The sequence below is a fragment of the Streptomyces sp. CA-106110 genome (assembly GCF_050936285.1).
Classification (GTDB): Bacteria; Actinomycetota; Actinomycetes; order Streptomycetales; family Streptomycetaceae; genus Streptomyces.
This window is the reverse complement of the sequence record NZ_JBNJNB010000001.1, coordinates 3,720,528-3,736,041: the sequence shown is the minus strand read 5'-3', so window position 1 is coordinate 3,736,041 and position 15,514 is coordinate 3,720,528. Positions and strand designations below refer to the sequence as shown.

Sequence of the window (15,514 nt, the reverse complement as noted above, 5' to 3'; positions counted from 1 at the left end):
CCATCCCGTCTCCTGAGAGGAGCCTCGCCGTGTCTCCCATCGATATGAGCAGCGGCGCCGGCACCGCCTCCGCCCCGGAGCCCGACACCGAGCGGGGCTCCGGACCGGCTGCCGAAACCCGTCCGGCTCCGGATTCCGGCCCGGCGGGCCCGGACTGCGAGGACACCCTCGACCTCCGGCTTCCCGACCAGTTCACGGCGCTCTGCGCGGACGAGGAGGCGGGACCGAGCAGGGCGGCCGGTCCCACCACTGCCACCGAGTCGACCGAAGCGCCCCCTGTGCCGGCCGCCCCTGCCGTATCTGACTTATCCGTCACGCGTCTTAGCACCCCGCAGGACGACGACCTCCTTGACCACGTCTCGGACTGGGGCGAGGTCGCCACCTCCGTGGGCGTCTTCCACCTCGTCCCCGTCCGCCCCGAGCGCGACCTCGCCCTGATCGCCCGTTGGATGAACGACCCCGCCGTGGCGGTCTTCTGGGACCTGGCAGGAGACGCGACGGTGACCGAGCGGCACCTGCGCGCCCAACTCGTGGGTGACGGACGCAGCGTCCCCTGTCTGGGCGTGCTGGACGGGACACCCATGAGCTACTGGGAGATCTACCGCGCGGATCTGGATCCCCTGGCCCGCTACTACCCGGCCCGGCCCCATGACACCGGTCTGCACCTCCTTATCGGCGGTGTCGCCGACCGTGGGCGCGGCCTCGGCTCCACTCTGCTGCGCGCCGTCGCCGACCTCGTACTCGAACGGCGTGCCGCCTGTGCACGTGTCATCGCCGAACCCGACATCCGCAACACCCCTTCCGTCGCCGCTTTCCTGAACGCCGGTTTCCGGTTCTCGGCCGAGGTCGACCTGCCCGACAAGCGGGCCGCCCTGATGGTCCGGGACCGGGCGCTGCGGCCTCTGCTACAGCCTCATCACTCTCCGTAACGAACCGCGTCCGGCCCGGGTTCCCGGTCGACTGCGGATCCTCAGCCGAGGGGTGACGGCTGGTTTCCGGCGTCCCCAGCCGCGAGGGCGTCCACCCGTCCTCGGCATCCCCGGCCGAGGGATGGCCGCTGGCCCTCAGCGCTATGAGCCGAGGGGTGACCGCCTGCCCTCGGTCCCCCAGCCGAAGGGTGACCGCCTGTCCCTCATCCGAGGGGGACCGCCGTCCTCAATCCAGGAGTTCCCTGCCGTGTCCACCGGCCGCATCGCACCCGCCCACCGCACCGGAATGCGTTCCGAACCCCGCGCGCCCCGCGTGAGCCTCCCGTGCGCTGTGGGCTTGAGAGCCCGATTGTCGGTGGCGGGTCGTAGGGTGGTCGCGCTATGACGAAGCCCTCACTCCCCGAACTCCTGCATGCAGCCGTCACAGCTGTCGGCGGCACGGAGCGCCCCGGCCAGGTGACCATGGCCCAAGCCGTCGCGGAGGCCATCGACGACGGATCCCACCTGCTGGTCCAGGCCGGCACCGGTACCGGAAAGTCCCTGGGCTATCTGGTGCCCGCGCTCGCCCACGGGGAGCCCGTCGTCGTGGCGACCGCCACCTTGGCGCTGCAGCGTCAGCTGGTCGAGCGGGACCTGCCGCGCACGGTCGAGGCGCTGCACCCGCTGCTGCGCCGCCGCCCCGAGTTCGCGATGCTCAAGGGCCGGTCGAACTACGTGTGCCTGCACCGCCTGCACGAGGGCATGCCGCAGGACGAGGAGGACGGCCTCTTCGACCAGTTCGAGGCCGCCGCGCCCTCGAGCAAGCTGGGCCAGGACCTGTTGCGGCTGCGCGACTGGTCCCAGGAGACGGAGAGCGGCGACCGCGACGACCTCACCCCGGGCGTCTCGGACCGCGCCTGGGCCCAGGTGTCGGTGTCGTCCCGGGAGTGCCTGGGCGCCTCGAAGTGCGCGTACGGCGCCGAGTGCTTCGCCGAGCTGGCCCGCGAGCGCGCCAAACTCGCCGAGGTCGTCGTCACGAACCACGCGCTGCTCGCGATCGATGCCATCGAGGGCGCCCCGGTCCTCCCGCAGCACGAGGTCCTGATCGTCGACGAGGCCCACGAGCTGGTCTCCCGGGTGACGGGCGTGGCCACCGGCGAACTCACCCCCGGCCAGGTCAACCGCGCCGTGCGGCGCGCCGCCAAGCTGGTCAACGAAAGGGCCGCCGACCAGCTCCAGACCGCCGCCGAGGGCTTCGAGCGGCTGATGGAGCTTGCCCTGCCCGGCCGCCTCGAGGAGATCCCGGAGGACCTCGGCTACGCCCTCATGGCGCTGCGGGACGCCGCCCGTACGGTGATCTCCGCGCTCGGGACGACTCGCGACAAGTCGGTTCAGGACGAGGACGCGGTCCGCAAGCAGGCGCTTGCCTCCGTGGAAGGCGTGCACGATGTGGCGGAGCGGATCACCAACGGCTCCGAGTGGGACGTCGTCTGGTACGAGCGCCACGACCGCTTCGGCGCGACGTTGCGCGTCGCCCCGATGTCCGTGTCGGGGCTCCTGCGGGAGAAGCTCTTCGCGGACCGTTCGGTGACCCTGACCTCGGCGACGCTGAAGCTGGGTGGCGACTTCAACGGCGTCGGGGCATCCCTCGGTCTCGCCCCCGAGGGCACAGAGGGAGACGATCTGCCCCAGTGGAAGGGCGTGGACGTCGGCTCGCCCTTCGACTATCCGAAGCAGGGCATCCTGTACGTCGCGAAGCATCTGTCGCGCCCCGCACGCGACGGCGATCGCGCGGACATGCTGGAGGAGCTGACGGAGCTGATCCAGGCGGCCGGCGGCCGCACTCTGGGCCTGTTCTCGTCGATGCGGGGCGCCCAGCTCGCCGCCGAGGAGCTGCGCACCCGCATCCCCGAGTTCCCGATCCTCCTGCAGGGCGAGGAGACGCTCGGGGAGTTGATCAAGAACTTCGCCGCCGACCCGAAGACCTGTCTGTTCGGCACGCTCTCGCTCTGGCAGGGTGTCGACGTCCCGGGTCCCAGCTGCCAGCTTGTCGTCATGGACAAGATCCCCTTCCCACGCCCCGACGACCCGCTGATGAGCGCCCGGCAGAAGGCCGTCGAGGACGCCGGGGGCAATGGCTTCATGGCCGTGGCCGCGACACACGCCGCGCTGCTGATGGCACAGGGCGCGGGGCGGCTGGTGCGGGCGTCAGAGGACCGCGGTGTGGTCGCCGTGCTGGACCAGCGGCTGGCTACGGCCCGCTACGGAAACTATCTGAAGGCGTCGCTGCCCGGCTTCTGGTACACCACGGACCGTAATCAGGTGCGGAGGTCCCTGGCGGCGATCGACGCGGCGGCGAGGGCGCAGGACGGGTAGCCGGGTGGGCCCGCGTTTGTGCAGGTCACTACGCTGTCCCCCGGCCGCGGCCGGGGGACAGCGTAGTGACCTGGTGTGCCACGGCTGAGGACAGCATGGGCCCCGGAACCGGCGCAGGGGTCCCGGGACCCGGATCGAGGGCGGGCGCGGTGCACATCCGCCCGCCGCGGCGGAGTCACACGCGCCGCAGCACCGCCACCACCTTGCCGAGGATCGTCGCCTCGTCACCGGGGATCGGCTGGTACGCGGAGTTGTGCGGCAGCAGCCACACATGGCCGTCCTCGCGCTTGAAGCGCTTGACGGTGGCCTCGCCGTCGAGCATGGCGGCCACGATGTCGCCGTTCTCGGCGACGGGCTGACGGCGGACCGTGACCCAGTCGCCGTCGCAGATGGCCGCTTCGATCATGGAGTCGCCGACGACCTTCAGGACGAACAGCTCACCGTCGCCGACGAGCTGCCGAGGCAGCGGGAAGACGTCCTCCACCGACTCCTCGGCGAGGATGGGGCCACCGGCGGCGATGCGGCCGACGAGCGGGACGTACGACGCGGCGGGCTTGCCCGCGGTGTCCGTGGGCTGGACGGAGGCCGGCTGGTCCGATCCGCGCACCTCATACGCGCGCGGGCGGTGCGGGTCGCGGCGCAGGAAGCCCTTGCGCTCCAGAGCCATCAGCTGGTGTGCCACCGAGGAGGTGCTGGAGAGGCCCACGGCCTGGCCGATCTCACGCATGGACGGCGGGTAGCCGCGCCGCTGCACCGAGTCCCGGATGACTTCGATCACCCTGCGCTGCCGGTCGGTCAGCCCTGAGCTGTCCGCCCGGATGCCTGGAGGCCGACCGGGCAGGGACCTCTTGGCCCCCTCGGGGTTCGTGGCTTCGTTCATGGCATGCACCGGCTCGAGTCGGCCCTGGGAGCGGTCCTGGGCAGTGATGGTGGCGCTGTCTGCGGTGGTGGTCACGTCGGCCCCTCTCGATGGTCTCCCGTGCAGCACAACGGTAGTTGCTTTCGAAAGGTTGCGCCAAACACACGTTCGAGTGAAAAACCACGAATTACCTGACGCGATCAGGTGTCCGGGTGTACGGCCGACGTCGCCCCCGGGTGGGGGAATCTGCTCCTGGCCGTACTGTGCAGCGCCGGGAAGATCGCCTTGTGAGCCGCCGTAGCCGGCGCCCAGTCTGCCATCCGGTGTCCCGGAGATGGGGAACCGACTCCCATCTCCATGCCGTGTCCACCGTATCCGCGCATGGCTCGTTTCGGTATGGCCGTGCGGCATGTGCCAATCACGCTCGATCTGCGTGTCGTCGCCGAATGTACGAGCCAATCGCTAGATGTAGTGGTTGGATTGCAGTCGTAGCCCACAAGTTGTGGTCCCCCCGGTCTCCATGGCTCGGGTGATCGCCTATGCTTGGGGCTGCTTCGAGAGGCCCATGGGGCCCGAGAGGCCAATGAGTCATGCTGAAAAGGAGGGATGGAGCCATGCACTGCCCCTTCTGCAGGCACCCCGACAGCCGCGTCGTCGACAGTCGTACGACCGATGACGGCACGTCCATTCGCAGGCGCCGCCAGTGCCCGGACTGCTCCCGTCGTTTCACCACCGTGGAGACGTGCTCTCTCATGGTGGTCAAGCGGTCCGGAGTCACCGAGCCCTTCAGCCGCACCAAGATCATCAACGGTGTGCGCAAGGCATGCCAGGGGCGGCCGGTCACCGAGGACGCACTCGCCCAGCTCGGCCAGCGGGTCGAGGAGGCGGTGCGGGCCACCGGAAGTGCCGAGCTGACCACCCACGACGTGGGCCTGGCCATACTCGGCCCCTTGCAGGAACTCGACCTTGTGGCCTTCTTGCGGTTCGCGTCCGTCTACCGGGCGTTCGACTCGCTGGAGGACTTCGAGGCCGCGATCGCGGAACTCAGGGAGCAGCAGCGCGGGCGCGCCACCGGGGTCGACGGCGACCACGGGAACGCTGTCGCGGAGCGCCAGGGAACCGACCGCGGGTCCGGAGCGACGGCCGACGTCCCCGTGCCCGCCGCCGCCGACTGATCGGGGGGCCGGGGGGACCGGCTCCGCCGGCGGCACACACAGACCCGTCACGTGCCCCCTCATGACGCGCGTGACACGTAGACATAAACCGTGCCTGGGAAGAAAAGGGCACGTCAGGGCGTTTTTGCCTGATATAGGGAGGCGGCATGACAGAGACGGCGAGCGGTCCGGCGCGAGGTTCCCGAGCGAAGGGCGCCAAGGCCACCAAGGGGCTGCGTATCGAGCGCATTCACACGACCCCCGGGGTGCACCCGTACGACGAGGTCGAGTGGGCGCGCCGTGACGTCGTCATGACCAACTGGCGCGACGGCTCGGTCAACTTCGAGCAGCGTGGCGTCGAGTTCCCCGAGTTCTGGTCGGTGAACGCGGTCAACATCGTCACCAGCAAGTACTTCCGCGGTGCCGTCGGCACCCCGCAGCGCGAGACCAGCCTGAAGCAGCTGATCGACCGCATCGTGAAGACGTACCGGAAGGCCGGTGAGGACTACAAGTACTTCTCCTCGCCCGCCGACGCGGAGATCTTCGAGCACGAGTTGGCCTACGCCCTCCTGCACCAGATCTTCAGCTTCAACAGCCCTGTCTGGTTCAACGTGGGCACCCCGCAGCCCCAGCAGGTCTCCGCCTGCTTCATCCTGTCCGTCGACGACTCCATGGAGTCGATCCTCGACTGGTACAAGGAAGAGGGCATGATCTTCAAGGGCGGCTCCGGCGCCGGCCTGAACCTGTCCCGCATCCGCTCCTCCAAGGAACTGCTCTCCTCGGGCGGCAACGCCTCCGGTCCGGTCTCCTTCATGCGCGGTGCCGACGCCTCCGCAGGAACGATCAAGTCGGGCGGTGCCACCCGCCGCGCCGCCAAGATGGTCATCCTGGACGTCGACCACCCGGACGTCGAGGACTTCATCGAGACCAAGGTGAAGGAAGAGGAGAAGATCCGCGCCCTGCGCGACGCGGGCTTCGACATGGACCTCGGCGGTGACGACATCACCTCCGTGCAGTACCAGAACGCCAACAACTCGGTCCGCGTCAACGACACCTTCATGAAGGCCGTCGAGACCAGCGGGAAGTTCGGCCTGCGTGCCCGTATGACCGGCGAGGTCATCGAGGAGGTCGACGCCAAGGCCCTCTTCCGCAAGATGGCCGAGGCCGCCTGGGCCTGCGCCGACCCCGGCATCCAGTACGACGACACGATCAACCACTGGCACACGTGTCCGGAGTCCGGCCGTATCAACGGCTCGAACCCCTGCAGCGAGTACATGCACCTGGACAACACGTCCTGCAACCTCGCCTCGCTGAACCTGATGAAGTTCCTGAAGGACAACGGCAAAGGCCACCAGTCCTTCGAGGTCGAGCGCTTCGCCAAGGTCGTCGAGCTGGTCATCACCGCGATGGACATCTCGATCTGCTTCGCGGACTTCCCGACCCAGAAGATCGGCGAGAACACCCGCGCCTTCCGCCAGCTCGGTATCGGCTACGCCAACCTCGGCGCCCTTCTGATGGCGACCGGCCACGCCTACGACTCCGACGGCGGCCGCGCCCTGGCCGGTGCCATCACCTCCCTGATGACCGGCACGGCGTACAAGCGTTCCGCCGAGCTGGCCGCGGTCGTCGGCCCGTACGACGGCTACGCCCGCAACGAGCAGCCGCACCTGCGCGTCATGAAGCAGCACTCGGACGCCAACGCCGAAGCCGTCCGCATGGACGACCTCGACACCCCGGTGTGGGCCGCCGCCACGGAGGCCTGGCAGGACGTGCTCCGCCTCGGTGAGAAGAACGGCTTCCGCAACTCCCAGGCGTCCGTCCTCGCGCCGACCGGCACCATCGGTCTCGCGATGTCCTGCGACACCACCGGTGTCGAGCCCGACCTGGCGCTGGTCAAGTTCAAGAAGCTGGTCGGCGGCGGCTCGATGCAGATCGTCAACGGCACCGTGCCGCAGGCGCTGCGCCGCCTCGGCTACCAGGAGGAGCAGATCGAGGCGATCGTCGCCCACATCGCCGAGCACGGCAATGTAATCGACGCGCCGGGCCTCAAGCACGAGCACTACGAGGTCTTCGACTGCGCCATGGGCGAGCGCGCCATCTCCCCGATGGGCCACGTCCGCATGATGGCCGCGATCCAGCCGTGGATCTCCGGCGCCATCTCCAAGACGGTCAACATGCCAGAGACGGCGACCGTCGAGGAGGTCGAGGAGATCTACTTCGAGGCCTGGAAGCTGGGCATCAAGGCGCTCGCGATCTACCGCGACAACTGCAAGGTCGGCCAGCCGCTCTCCGCCAAGAAGAAGGAGCCGGCCCCGGAGAAGGCCGAGGCGCCCGCCGCCGAGGCCAAGGTCGAGAAGGTCGTCGAGTACCGCCCGGTCCGCAAGCGCCTCCCGAAGGGCCGTCCCGGCATCACCACGTCCTTCACCGTCGGCGGTGCCGAGGGCTACATGACCGCCAATTCCTACCCGGACGACGGTCTCGGCGAGGTCTTCCTGAAGATGTCCAAGCAGGGCTCGACCCTCGCGGGCATGATGGACGCCTTCTCCATCGCCGTCTCGGTGGGTCTGCAGTACGGCGTGCCTCTGGAGACCTACGTCTCGAAGTTCACCAACATGCGCTTCGAGCCGGCCGGTATGACGGACGACCCGGACGTGCGGATGGCGCAGTCGATCGTCGACTACATCTTCCGCCGCCTCGCGCTGGACTTCCTGCCCTTCGAGACGCGCTCCGCGCTCGGCATCCACTCCGCCGAGGAGCGTCAGCGCCACCTGGAGACCGGCTCCTACGAGCCCGCCGACGACGAGGTCGACGTCGAGGGCCTGGCCCAGTCGGCCCCGCGCACCCAGGAGTTGAAGGCGGTCGCCACACCGAAGGCGGAGGCCGCCACGGCCAAGCCGGCCCCGCAGCAGGCGCACACCAGCGCCGAACTGGTGGAGATGCAGCTGGGCATCCAGGCGGACGCCCCGCTGTGCTTCTCCTGCGGCACGAAGATGCAGCGGGCGGGCTCCTGCTACATCTGCGAGGGCTGCGGTTCTACGAGCGGCTGCAGCTGAATGAACGACCGGCCTTGTCGTGCCCCCCGGTCATCCGTCGGCGTGAACCTCAGGTGATGCACCGGCTGATGGCAAGGTGACCGGACAGTTGTCCCCTCGAAGCCCTGGTGCTTCGAGGGGACAACTGCGTGGGCCATGCGTCATGGGGATGCGACCCGTTGCCGTCCGGCACCGGGGGAGGTCCTCCGCGCTGCCGTAGGCGTGGAGAAGGAGGACCAGGGGTGGGAGTCCACGCCGTCGAGCGGGTGTACGAGTGCTATGCGAAGCATCGTGTCAGCCACGTCTGACAGCAGAACCGGTCGGCCACTGGCAGCGGAAGCGGTCGGCCACTTGAAGCGCTCGCGCCCCGTCACTTGCTTGCGGGATTTCGAAGGGCGGCACGACCGGTGGTTCGTGCCGCCCTTCGCGGTCTGTGCTCTCTCGTGGGACGGTGCTCAGGAATCGCGCGGGCTGCCCATCACGCGGGCGAAGCCTGCCGGGTCCGTGTCGTAGCCGTGGATGCCCGGGTGGAAGGTCCACTCACCGGAGGCGTCGCGGACGAACTCGGCCACTGTGGCCGCCGTCGCGCCCAGTACGCCGCCGAAGTCGTCCTCGGTCAGGACGGTGTAGCCCTCACGCAGGCGCAGCGCCGGGTTCAGTACGCCGACGAACGTCCTGCGGCCCAACTGCTGCTGTATGACCACGCCGGCCACCACGCGCGCGTACCGGCCGTCGAGCCGGTAGAGCTCCAGGGTCATGACCTCGTCCCAGCCGAAGCCCTTGCCGTCGAGGCTGTCCCGGTTGAGGTAGATCGTGCCGTCGGGGGCGCGGCTGCCGAAGTGCACGACGTACGCGGGATCCCCGTACGGGTCGGACGCAGAATAGGTCGTGGCCACGATGTCCAGGTCGGTGGGCGGCTGTCCCGGCGGACTCGGGTCCCACTTCACCGCCAACTCGGCCTTACGGATGCCCTTGTTGAGGCCGCTCATCACCCGTCCCTCCCGTTGTCGGCGCCCTCGGCGTGAATTGCCGTGCACTGAGGGTCAGTTGTCCATTGTGCCTCGTACATCGGGCGCTCGCCCGGGTGCACTCCGCCGGAGAGCGACCGACGCCACGCACCGTGGCCTTACGATGGCGCGGTGCTGGTCAAGTGGATTCGCTGCACCGTGGTCGACCGCCGCGGTTTCGAGCGGGGGCAGCGAAAGTGGGCGGGGCTTCCGGGGGAGCCGGGCTTCCGGGGACAGGGCGGAGGCTGGAGTCGGGGCAGGCCCGGCGTGGCGCACATCTTCGCGTTCTGGGAGAGCCGTGCCTTCTACGACTCCTTCATGGCGCGCTCGCACGACCGGCTGGCCGCCGCGCAGTCCGGCACGTTCAAGGACCAGCAGGTCAGACTGTTCGACTACCGCTTCGACGTGAAGACCGGGTTCGAGCCCCGCTTCAGCGACGCCGACCTGGTGCGGGTCGCGCACTGCAGGGTGCACGAGGAGCGGGCCGAGCACTTCGCACTGATGCAGGAGAAGGTCTGGAATCCGGCGATGGCCGGCTCACCGGGCATGATCCGCGGGCTGTTCGGCGAGGCACCGGGCCGTGAGTTCCTGATCCTGTCCATGTGGCAGTCGGCCGCCGAGCACGGCAAGTACCGCGAGGAGCGGGTGGAACGTCTGGCGCTCAGGGCGCAGACCGAGGCCGATGTGGCAGCCCTCACGGGTGACATCGTGGACCTCGAGCCGACGTGGACCGTGTGAACCCGTGGTGCCGGCACGTGCGGGCGCCGGGGCGAATCCTGCGAGTTTGAGAACTGGACCGTGCAGATGAGCGCCGGCCGAATGTGACCTATGCCGTAGAGGGGCCCCTCGGGTGCCACTTCGGCCGTCACTCGATCTAGGGTTTTGGCATGGCACGACCACGGCGCATCGTCCTTGTCCGACACGGCGAGTCGGTGGGCAATGCCGATGACTCCGTGTACGAACGCGAGCCCGACCACTCACTGCCGCTCACCGAGAAGGGATGGCAGCAGGCGGAGGAGACGGGAAAGCGACTGCGGGAGCTGTTCGGCACGGAGCGCGTCAGCGTGTACGTCTCCCCGTACCGCCGCACCCACGAGACCCTCCGCGCCTTCCATCTGGACCCGGAACACGTCCGGGTTCGCGAGGAGCCCCGGCTGCGGGAGCAGGACTGGGGAAACTGGCAGGACCGCGACGACGTGCGGCTTCAGAAGGCGTACCGGGACGCCTACGGTCACTTCTTCTACCGCTTCGCCCAGGGTGAGTCCGGCGCCGACGTGTACGACCGGGTCGGCGGCTTCCTGGAGAGCCTGTTCCGGAGCTTCGAGGCGCCGGATCACCCGCCCAATGTTCTGCTGGTGACCCATGGCCTCGCCATGCGTCTGTTCTGCATGCGCTGGTTCCACTGGACGGTCGCCGAATTCGAATCACTGTCCAATCCGGAGAACGGCGAGACGCGCATGCTCCTCCTCGGAGAGGACGGCAAATACTGGCTTGATCGCCCGTTCGAGCGCTGGCGGGAGCCGCTGCCGTACTGGATCACCGGATAGAGTAGTAATGCCATGATCGCTGACTCCTCATTCCACGGGCGCCGGGAACGCGCTCTGGCCGCCCTGCGCGGGCTGGCGGTGGGGGACGCGCTGGGCGCACAGTTCTACATCCCCGGGCACTACGCGCTGCTCAAGCGCCGCGAGCTGCCGCCGGGCCCCTGGCAGTGGACGGACGACACGGAGATGGCCTGCTCCGTGGTGTCCGTGGTGGCCACGCATCGCCGCGTCGACCAGGACGCCCTGGCGCAATCCTTGGCGGAGCACCACGACGCGGCCAGAAGGCACGAACCACCGATCGACCGGATCCTTGAGCAGGTCGGTGCCGGCGGTGACTGGCGCGAGCTGGCCGCCGCGCTGTTCAGGGGGCATGGCTCGTGGGGCAGCGGTGCCGCGGTGCGGACGGCACCCCTGGGGGCCTGGTACGCGGACGACCCCGAGCAGGCCACCCATCAGGCGGAGATCTCGGCCTACCCCACGCATCAGCACCGCGAAGCCGTGGTCGGCGCCATGGCCGTCGCGGCGGCAGCCGCCCTGGCCGCGGACCCTGCGGGGCCGCCGAGCCCGGAGGCCTTCCTCGACGGGGTGATCGCGCTCGTACCGAAGAGCGCCGTCGGTATGGGTCTGCGGCGCGCCCGCGACATGTTCGACTACGACGACGCGGCCACCGTGGCGGCCGTGCTCGGCTGTGGGCGGCGTACGACGGCGCATGACACGGTGCCGTTCGCGCTGTGGTCAGCCGCGCGCGCCCTCGGCGACTACGAGCAGGCGTTCTGGACGACCGCGCAGGTGGGCGGGGATGTGGACACGACCTGCGCCATCGTCGGGGGAGTGCTCGCCGCCGGGAAGGCGGGAGCGCCGCCCGCGGAGTGGCTGCGGCGCACGGAGCGGCTGCCGGCCTGGATGCCCCCGTCGGCGTAGACGATCGGGGTTGAGTCCGGACGCCGTATCCCGCACGGGCTCGGGGTGAAACCGCCTGCTGTTCTGTCCTGGAGACGCCCCCGCAGTGGGAAACCCGTACCGGGTGCCGAGCCCTCGTCCTGGGAAGGTGCGACCGGGCCCGGGTGGCCGTTGTGGGGGAAGGCACGACTTGGCCCGGGTGGGCGGCGCGGCAAGGTCCGAACCGGAGCCGGGCAGTCGTCCTGGATAGGCCCGGTCAGTCCCGGGCGATTGCCCTGGGAAGGCGTCCACGAACCGGCCCCAGGCCGCGGGCGTGGACGGCCGAAGCGGCGCCCCGGCCGTCCTCGCCCGGGCGCCGCTTCCGGCGTCGTGGGCTCCTGTCCTCGGTCCGCGCGGAGCGGGGGCAGGAGCGAAGGGATCGCTCAGCCCCCGGCGGGTCCCGCCGCGCCGGCCAGGGCCTCCAGGTCGCTTTTGCGTACCCGGATGACCACGGTGGCCGTGATCAGAGCCAGTACCGCCATCGCGGCGGCCGGGATGAACGCCGTCGAGATGCCGTGGGCGAGTACCTCGTGTCCCCAGGGGGCCGGCAGCAGGTGCGTCTTAGCCTCGATCCACCGGTCGGCTTTGAAGGGGTCTTTTGAGGTTTCGAGGGTCGGGCGTTGGGGCTGTGACTGGACGTGGGCAGGGGGTATTTGCTGGTCTGCCCAGCGTTTCCACGGTTCTGCTCCGGTCGGGCCCCTGGCGGGGCGGGATGGTCAGTGACGTCGGGCCGCCTCGGGTGGCGGGTGGACGGTGTCGAACAGTCGTGTCCAGGCGTGCTGCCAGGGCCATCGCTGCGGTAGGTGCAGTGTGAGGCGGCGGGCGGAGCGGGCGATCCTGGCGGGGACGTGGACGAGGTGGGCGCGCAGGGTGGCGGTGGTGGCTTTGGCGTGGAAGGCGGAGGTCAGGGCGCCGGTGGCCCGCAGCAGGTTGTAGGCCATGGCCCACAGGGTGAGCCAGGCGGCGTTGGCGTGGAAGTGCCCGGACGGCAGGTGGGCCAGTGCGGAGTTCTTGCTGTCGGCGATGACCTGCTCGACGACGGCGTGGTGGCGGTGTTCCCGCTCGGCCTGGAGGGTGGGGGCGGGGTTGTCGGTGAAGAACGGGTGGTAGCGCCAGGCGGGGAAGAGTTCGCCCTGCTCGGCGTTGGTGGCGGGTTTGGCCAGGTCGCGGACCCGGCGCACGATGAGGCGGGCGGTGACCCGATCTGCTTTCTTCCGGCCGGCGAACGCGGTGTAGGCGGGTATCTCGGCGACTTCGGCGTCCGAGATGAGCTCGCCGCTCTCCGGGTCGGGCACGGCGGTGGGGTAGGTGATCTGCTGCCAGGCGGTGTCGTCGATGGCGGCGATGGCCCGTTTGATGGAGGGGTTCATGCCGCAGGTGAGGGAGAAGCGGGCGCCGGCCCGGCGGCAGGCGGCGATGACACCGGCGTTGTAGAACTGCGAGTCGGCGCGCAGGATGCGCAGGCCGGTGCAGCCGGCCTCACGGGCGGTGGCCAGTGCCTCGCTGACGAGTTTCGGGGCGCCGCGGGAGTCGGCCGCTTTGCCGCGGCGCATCCGCACGGTGGCGATCACCGGCCGGGAGGTGGGGGTGCAGATCGTGGCGAGCAGGGGGTGCAGGGTGCGGATGCCCTTGAACCGGCCGTACTCGCCACCCTGCTTGGTGCGACCGTAGACGCGTTTGTGAGTGGAGTCGACATCGATGAACGCCTTCTCGCCCGCGCCGGGCAGCAGCGGGGTGTTCGCGGCCAGCGCGGCCAGGAACTGGCGGTGCACCGCGTGGAGTTGGAGGGCATGACCGTGGGTGAACGAGCGCAGGAACGTGCCCAGAGTGGACGGGGCACGGATACCTGCGAACAGCAGGGGCATCGCACCGTGCCGCAGCACGTCCAGGTCGTCGATGCTGTCCGCGCCCGCGGCCATGCCGGCCACGATGCTGGTGACCTTGGCGTCCGCCGCGGCACCCGCCCCGTTCTTCGCCCCCCTCAGCTTCACCTTGTCCGCCGTCAGACGGGCAAGCCCGCACCGCTCAGCCAACCGCATCACCGGGACCAGCCCGGCATACGCGACCAGATTCGCCTCATCGAACGCGGCGGACACCGCCGAAGTGGCATGGGAAGATTGCATCTCGCGGATGCACTCCGATTCTGTGGACATGGAACCCTAGGAAGTCCCATCGTTCCAGCTCAGAGGGCATCCGCGTCTTCATGTCCAAGCCCTGGACCGGCTATTGCCCGGTGGATCGAGGCTTAGCGAACTCCGCCTTCTGCTCGGGCGCCCCGTTCGCCATGAACTTCGGTATCTGCTTCTCCGCCTCGTTCTGGCTGGCGGTGCCGAACACCGTGGTCAGGATGGACAGTCCGAGCGAACCACCCACCTGCTGCATGGCGTTGAGCAGTCCGGAGGCCGCGCCTGCCTCGTGCTGGGCGACGCCCGACACCGCGGTCACTGTCAGCGTCACGAAGTTCAGGCCCATGCCGAAGCCGAACAGCAGCATCGGGCCGAGCACGCCGGAGACGTACGAGCTGTCGGGGCTGATGAACGTCAGCCAGCCGAGACCGAGCGCGACGAGCGTCGCGCCGACCAGCATGAACGGCTTCGGGCCGAGCACCGGCAGGAACCGCTGGGACAGGCCCGCGCCGATCACGATCGCCACCGTCACCGGCAGGAAGGCACTACCGGCAGAGATGGGCGAGTAACCCAGTACGTTCTGCACGAACAGCACGATGTAGAAGAACATGCCGAACATCGCCGCTGCGAGGCTGAGCATGATCACGTACGTGCCCGAGCGGTTGCGTTCGGCGAACATCCTCAGCGGGGTGATCGGCTCCTTGGCCCGTATCTCGATCAGGGCGAACGCCAGCAGCAGCACCGCGGCCGCACCGAAGGACCCGATCGTGAGGTTGTCCCGCCAGCCCTCCTCGGATGCGCGGATGAAGCCGTACACCAGCGACGCCATACCGGCCGTCGAGGTGAGCGCGCCGGCGATGTCGAAGCGTCCCGGATGGCGTTGCGACTCGTTGATGTACATCGGGGTGAGCGCGGCGATCAGCAGACCGATGGGCACGTTGACGAAGAGGACCCAGCGCCAGTCGAGCCACTCCGTGAGCATGCCGCCGGCCAGCAGGCCGATCGCGCCGCCGCCGGCCGAGACCGCGGCGAAGACGGCGAAGGCCCGGTTCCGCGCCGGGCCTTCTGGGAAAGTGGTGGTGATGAGAGCCAGCGAGGTGGGCGACGCGATGGCGCCGCCGACGCCCTGCAGAGCGCGCGCGGCGAGCAACTGCCACAGTTCCTGGGCGAGTCCGCCGAGCAGCGAGGCGAACGTGAACAGCAGGATGCCCGTCATGAACACCCTGCGCCGGCCGAGGATGTCACCGGCCCGGCCTCCGAGCAGCAGCAGTCCGCCGAAGGTCAGCGTGTACGCGCTGACCACCCATGTCAGGTCGGTCGTGCTGAACTGCAATGCGTCTTGAATGTGCGGGAGCGCGATGTTCACAATCGTCGCGTCAGGGACTCCAAGGTCACGAATCATCAAGTTCCGAATTCAGTTCGGCGGCCCTGACCAGGCCGAACGAGTCTCCAGCGAGGAGACCCCACCCTTCGCAACCGGCCGAGCAGCTGCCTGACCCATCGGGCACACGCCCGCCCAGCCAGCTCCAGGCCGCCGGGCGTACTCCGGCGGGGGGCGGCCGGCGCCGC

Annotated in this window: 10 protein-coding genes and 2 pseudogenes; 7 read left to right on the top strand and 5 right to left on the bottom strand. The window is 69.3% G+C overall.

The features are described from left to right. The first annotated feature begins 29 nt into the window (after nucleotides 1–29). Together ACQEXA_RS17195 and ACQEXA_RS17190 are read left to right on the top strand one after the other, a co-directional pair. Complete coding sequence (locus ACQEXA_RS17195; RefSeq protein ID WP_432933494.1) at nucleotides 30–929, top strand: GNAT family N-acetyltransferase; 900 nt, start codon at nucleotides 30–32, stop codon at nucleotides 927–929. Between the two features lie 381 nt (nucleotides 930–1,310). Beyond that, nucleotides 1,311–3,284 carry an ATP-dependent DNA helicase gene (locus tag ACQEXA_RS17190; protein WP_432933496.1) on the top strand — a complete coding sequence of 658 codons (1,974 nt, stop codon included), beginning with the start codon at nucleotides 1,311–1,313 and terminating at the stop codon, nucleotides 3,282–3,284. A gap of 175 nt (nucleotides 3,285–3,459) precedes the next feature. Here the strand turns inward: ACQEXA_RS17190 and lexA are convergent, their stop codons facing one another. Beyond that, nucleotides 3,460–4,239, bottom strand: coding sequence for a transcriptional repressor LexA (gene lexA / locus ACQEXA_RS17185; RefSeq protein ID WP_359394473.1), 780 nt, complete (start codon nucleotides 4,237–4,239; stop codon nucleotides 3,460–3,462). 518 nt (nucleotides 4,240–4,757) lie between these two features. On the opposite strand from lexA, the gene nrdR reads away from it, so the two are divergent. After that, nucleotides 4,758–5,318, top strand: a complete 561-nt coding sequence (gene nrdR, locus ACQEXA_RS17180; protein ID WP_432933499.1) for a transcriptional regulator NrdR — start codon at nucleotides 4,758–4,760, stop codon at nucleotides 5,316–5,318. Nucleotides 5,319–5,464: 146 nt separating this feature from the next. Then, nucleotides 5,465–8,350 (top strand): vitamin B12-dependent ribonucleotide reductase, encoded by a 2,886-nt coding sequence (locus tag ACQEXA_RS17175; protein ID WP_432933501.1) that lies wholly within the window; start codon nucleotides 5,465–5,467, stop codon nucleotides 8,348–8,350. Between the two features lie 434 nt (nucleotides 8,351–8,784). Here ACQEXA_RS17175 and ACQEXA_RS17170 read toward each other — a convergent pair whose 3' ends face one another. Continuing rightward, complete coding sequence (locus ACQEXA_RS17170) at nucleotides 8,785–9,318, bottom strand: TerD family protein (protein ID WP_432933513.1); 534 nt, start codon at nucleotides 9,316–9,318, stop codon at nucleotides 8,785–8,787. 150 nt (nucleotides 9,319–9,468) lie between these two features. On the opposite strand from ACQEXA_RS17170, the gene ACQEXA_RS17165 reads away from it, so the two are divergent. The 3 genes from ACQEXA_RS17165 (at nucleotide 9,469) to ACQEXA_RS17155 (ending at nucleotide 11,801) form a co-directional block, all read left to right on the top strand. After that, on the top strand, nucleotides 9,469–10,074 hold the full coding sequence (locus ACQEXA_RS17165) for a YdbC family protein (RefSeq protein WP_359394484.1): 606 nt from the start codon (nucleotides 9,469–9,471) through the stop codon (nucleotides 10,072–10,074). Nucleotides 10,075–10,223: 149 nt separating this feature from the next. Then, nucleotides 10,224–10,883, top strand: coding sequence for a histidine phosphatase family protein (locus tag ACQEXA_RS17160; protein WP_432933515.1), 660 nt, complete (start codon nucleotides 10,224–10,226; stop codon nucleotides 10,881–10,883). A 12-nt stretch (nucleotides 10,884–10,895) separates the two neighbouring features. Beyond that, a complete protein-coding gene (locus tag ACQEXA_RS17155; RefSeq protein WP_432933517.1) occupies nucleotides 10,896–11,801 on the top strand; it encodes an ADP-ribosylglycohydrolase family protein in 906 nt (301 codons plus the stop codon). A 401-nt stretch (nucleotides 11,802–12,202) separates the two neighbouring features. Here the strand turns inward: ACQEXA_RS17155 and ACQEXA_RS17150 are convergent. The 3 genes and pseudogenes from ACQEXA_RS17150 to ACQEXA_RS17140 all read right to left on the bottom strand — a co-directional run. Next, nucleotides 12,203–12,385: pseudogene (locus tag ACQEXA_RS17150) on the bottom strand (MFS transporter); the annotation flags it as partial. Nucleotides 12,386–12,535: 150 nt separating this feature from the next. Beyond that, on the bottom strand, nucleotides 12,536–13,942 hold the full coding sequence (locus tag ACQEXA_RS17145; protein WP_433130522.1) for an IS1380 family transposase: 1,407 nt from the start codon (nucleotides 13,940–13,942) through the stop codon (nucleotides 12,536–12,538). Between the two features lie 121 nt (nucleotides 13,943–14,063). Continuing rightward, nucleotides 14,064–15,329: pseudogene (locus tag ACQEXA_RS17140) on the bottom strand (MFS transporter); the annotation flags it as partial. Nucleotides 15,330–15,514 lie beyond the last annotated feature (185 nt).

Bases quoted from the DNA above. Each gene is read 5' to 3' on its own strand.
- ACQEXA_RS17190 (WP_432933496.1), top strand. From the start codon at position 1,311: ATGACGAAGCCCTCACTCCCCGAACTCCTGCATGCAGCCGTCACAGCT.
- nrdR (WP_432933499.1), top strand. From the start codon at position 4,758: ATGCACTGCCCCTTCTGCAGGCACCCCGACAGCCGCGTCGTCGACAGT.
- ACQEXA_RS17175 (WP_432933501.1), top strand. From the start codon at position 5,465: ATGACAGAGACGGCGAGCGGTCCGGCGCGAGGTTCCCGAGCGAAGGGC.
- ACQEXA_RS17170 (WP_432933513.1), bottom strand. From the start codon at position 9,318: ATGAGCGGCCTCAACAAGGGCATCCGTAAGGCCGAGTTGGCGGTGAAG.
- ACQEXA_RS17160 (WP_432933515.1), top strand. From the start codon at position 10,224: ATGGCACGACCACGGCGCATCGTCCTTGTCCGACACGGCGAGTCGGTG.
- ACQEXA_RS17155 (WP_432933517.1), top strand. From the start codon at position 10,896: ATGATCGCTGACTCCTCATTCCACGGGCGCCGGGAACGCGCTCTGGCC.
- ACQEXA_RS17145 (WP_433130522.1), bottom strand. From the start codon at position 13,942: ATGCAATCTTCCCATGCCACTTCGGCGGTGTCCGCCGCGTTCGATGAG.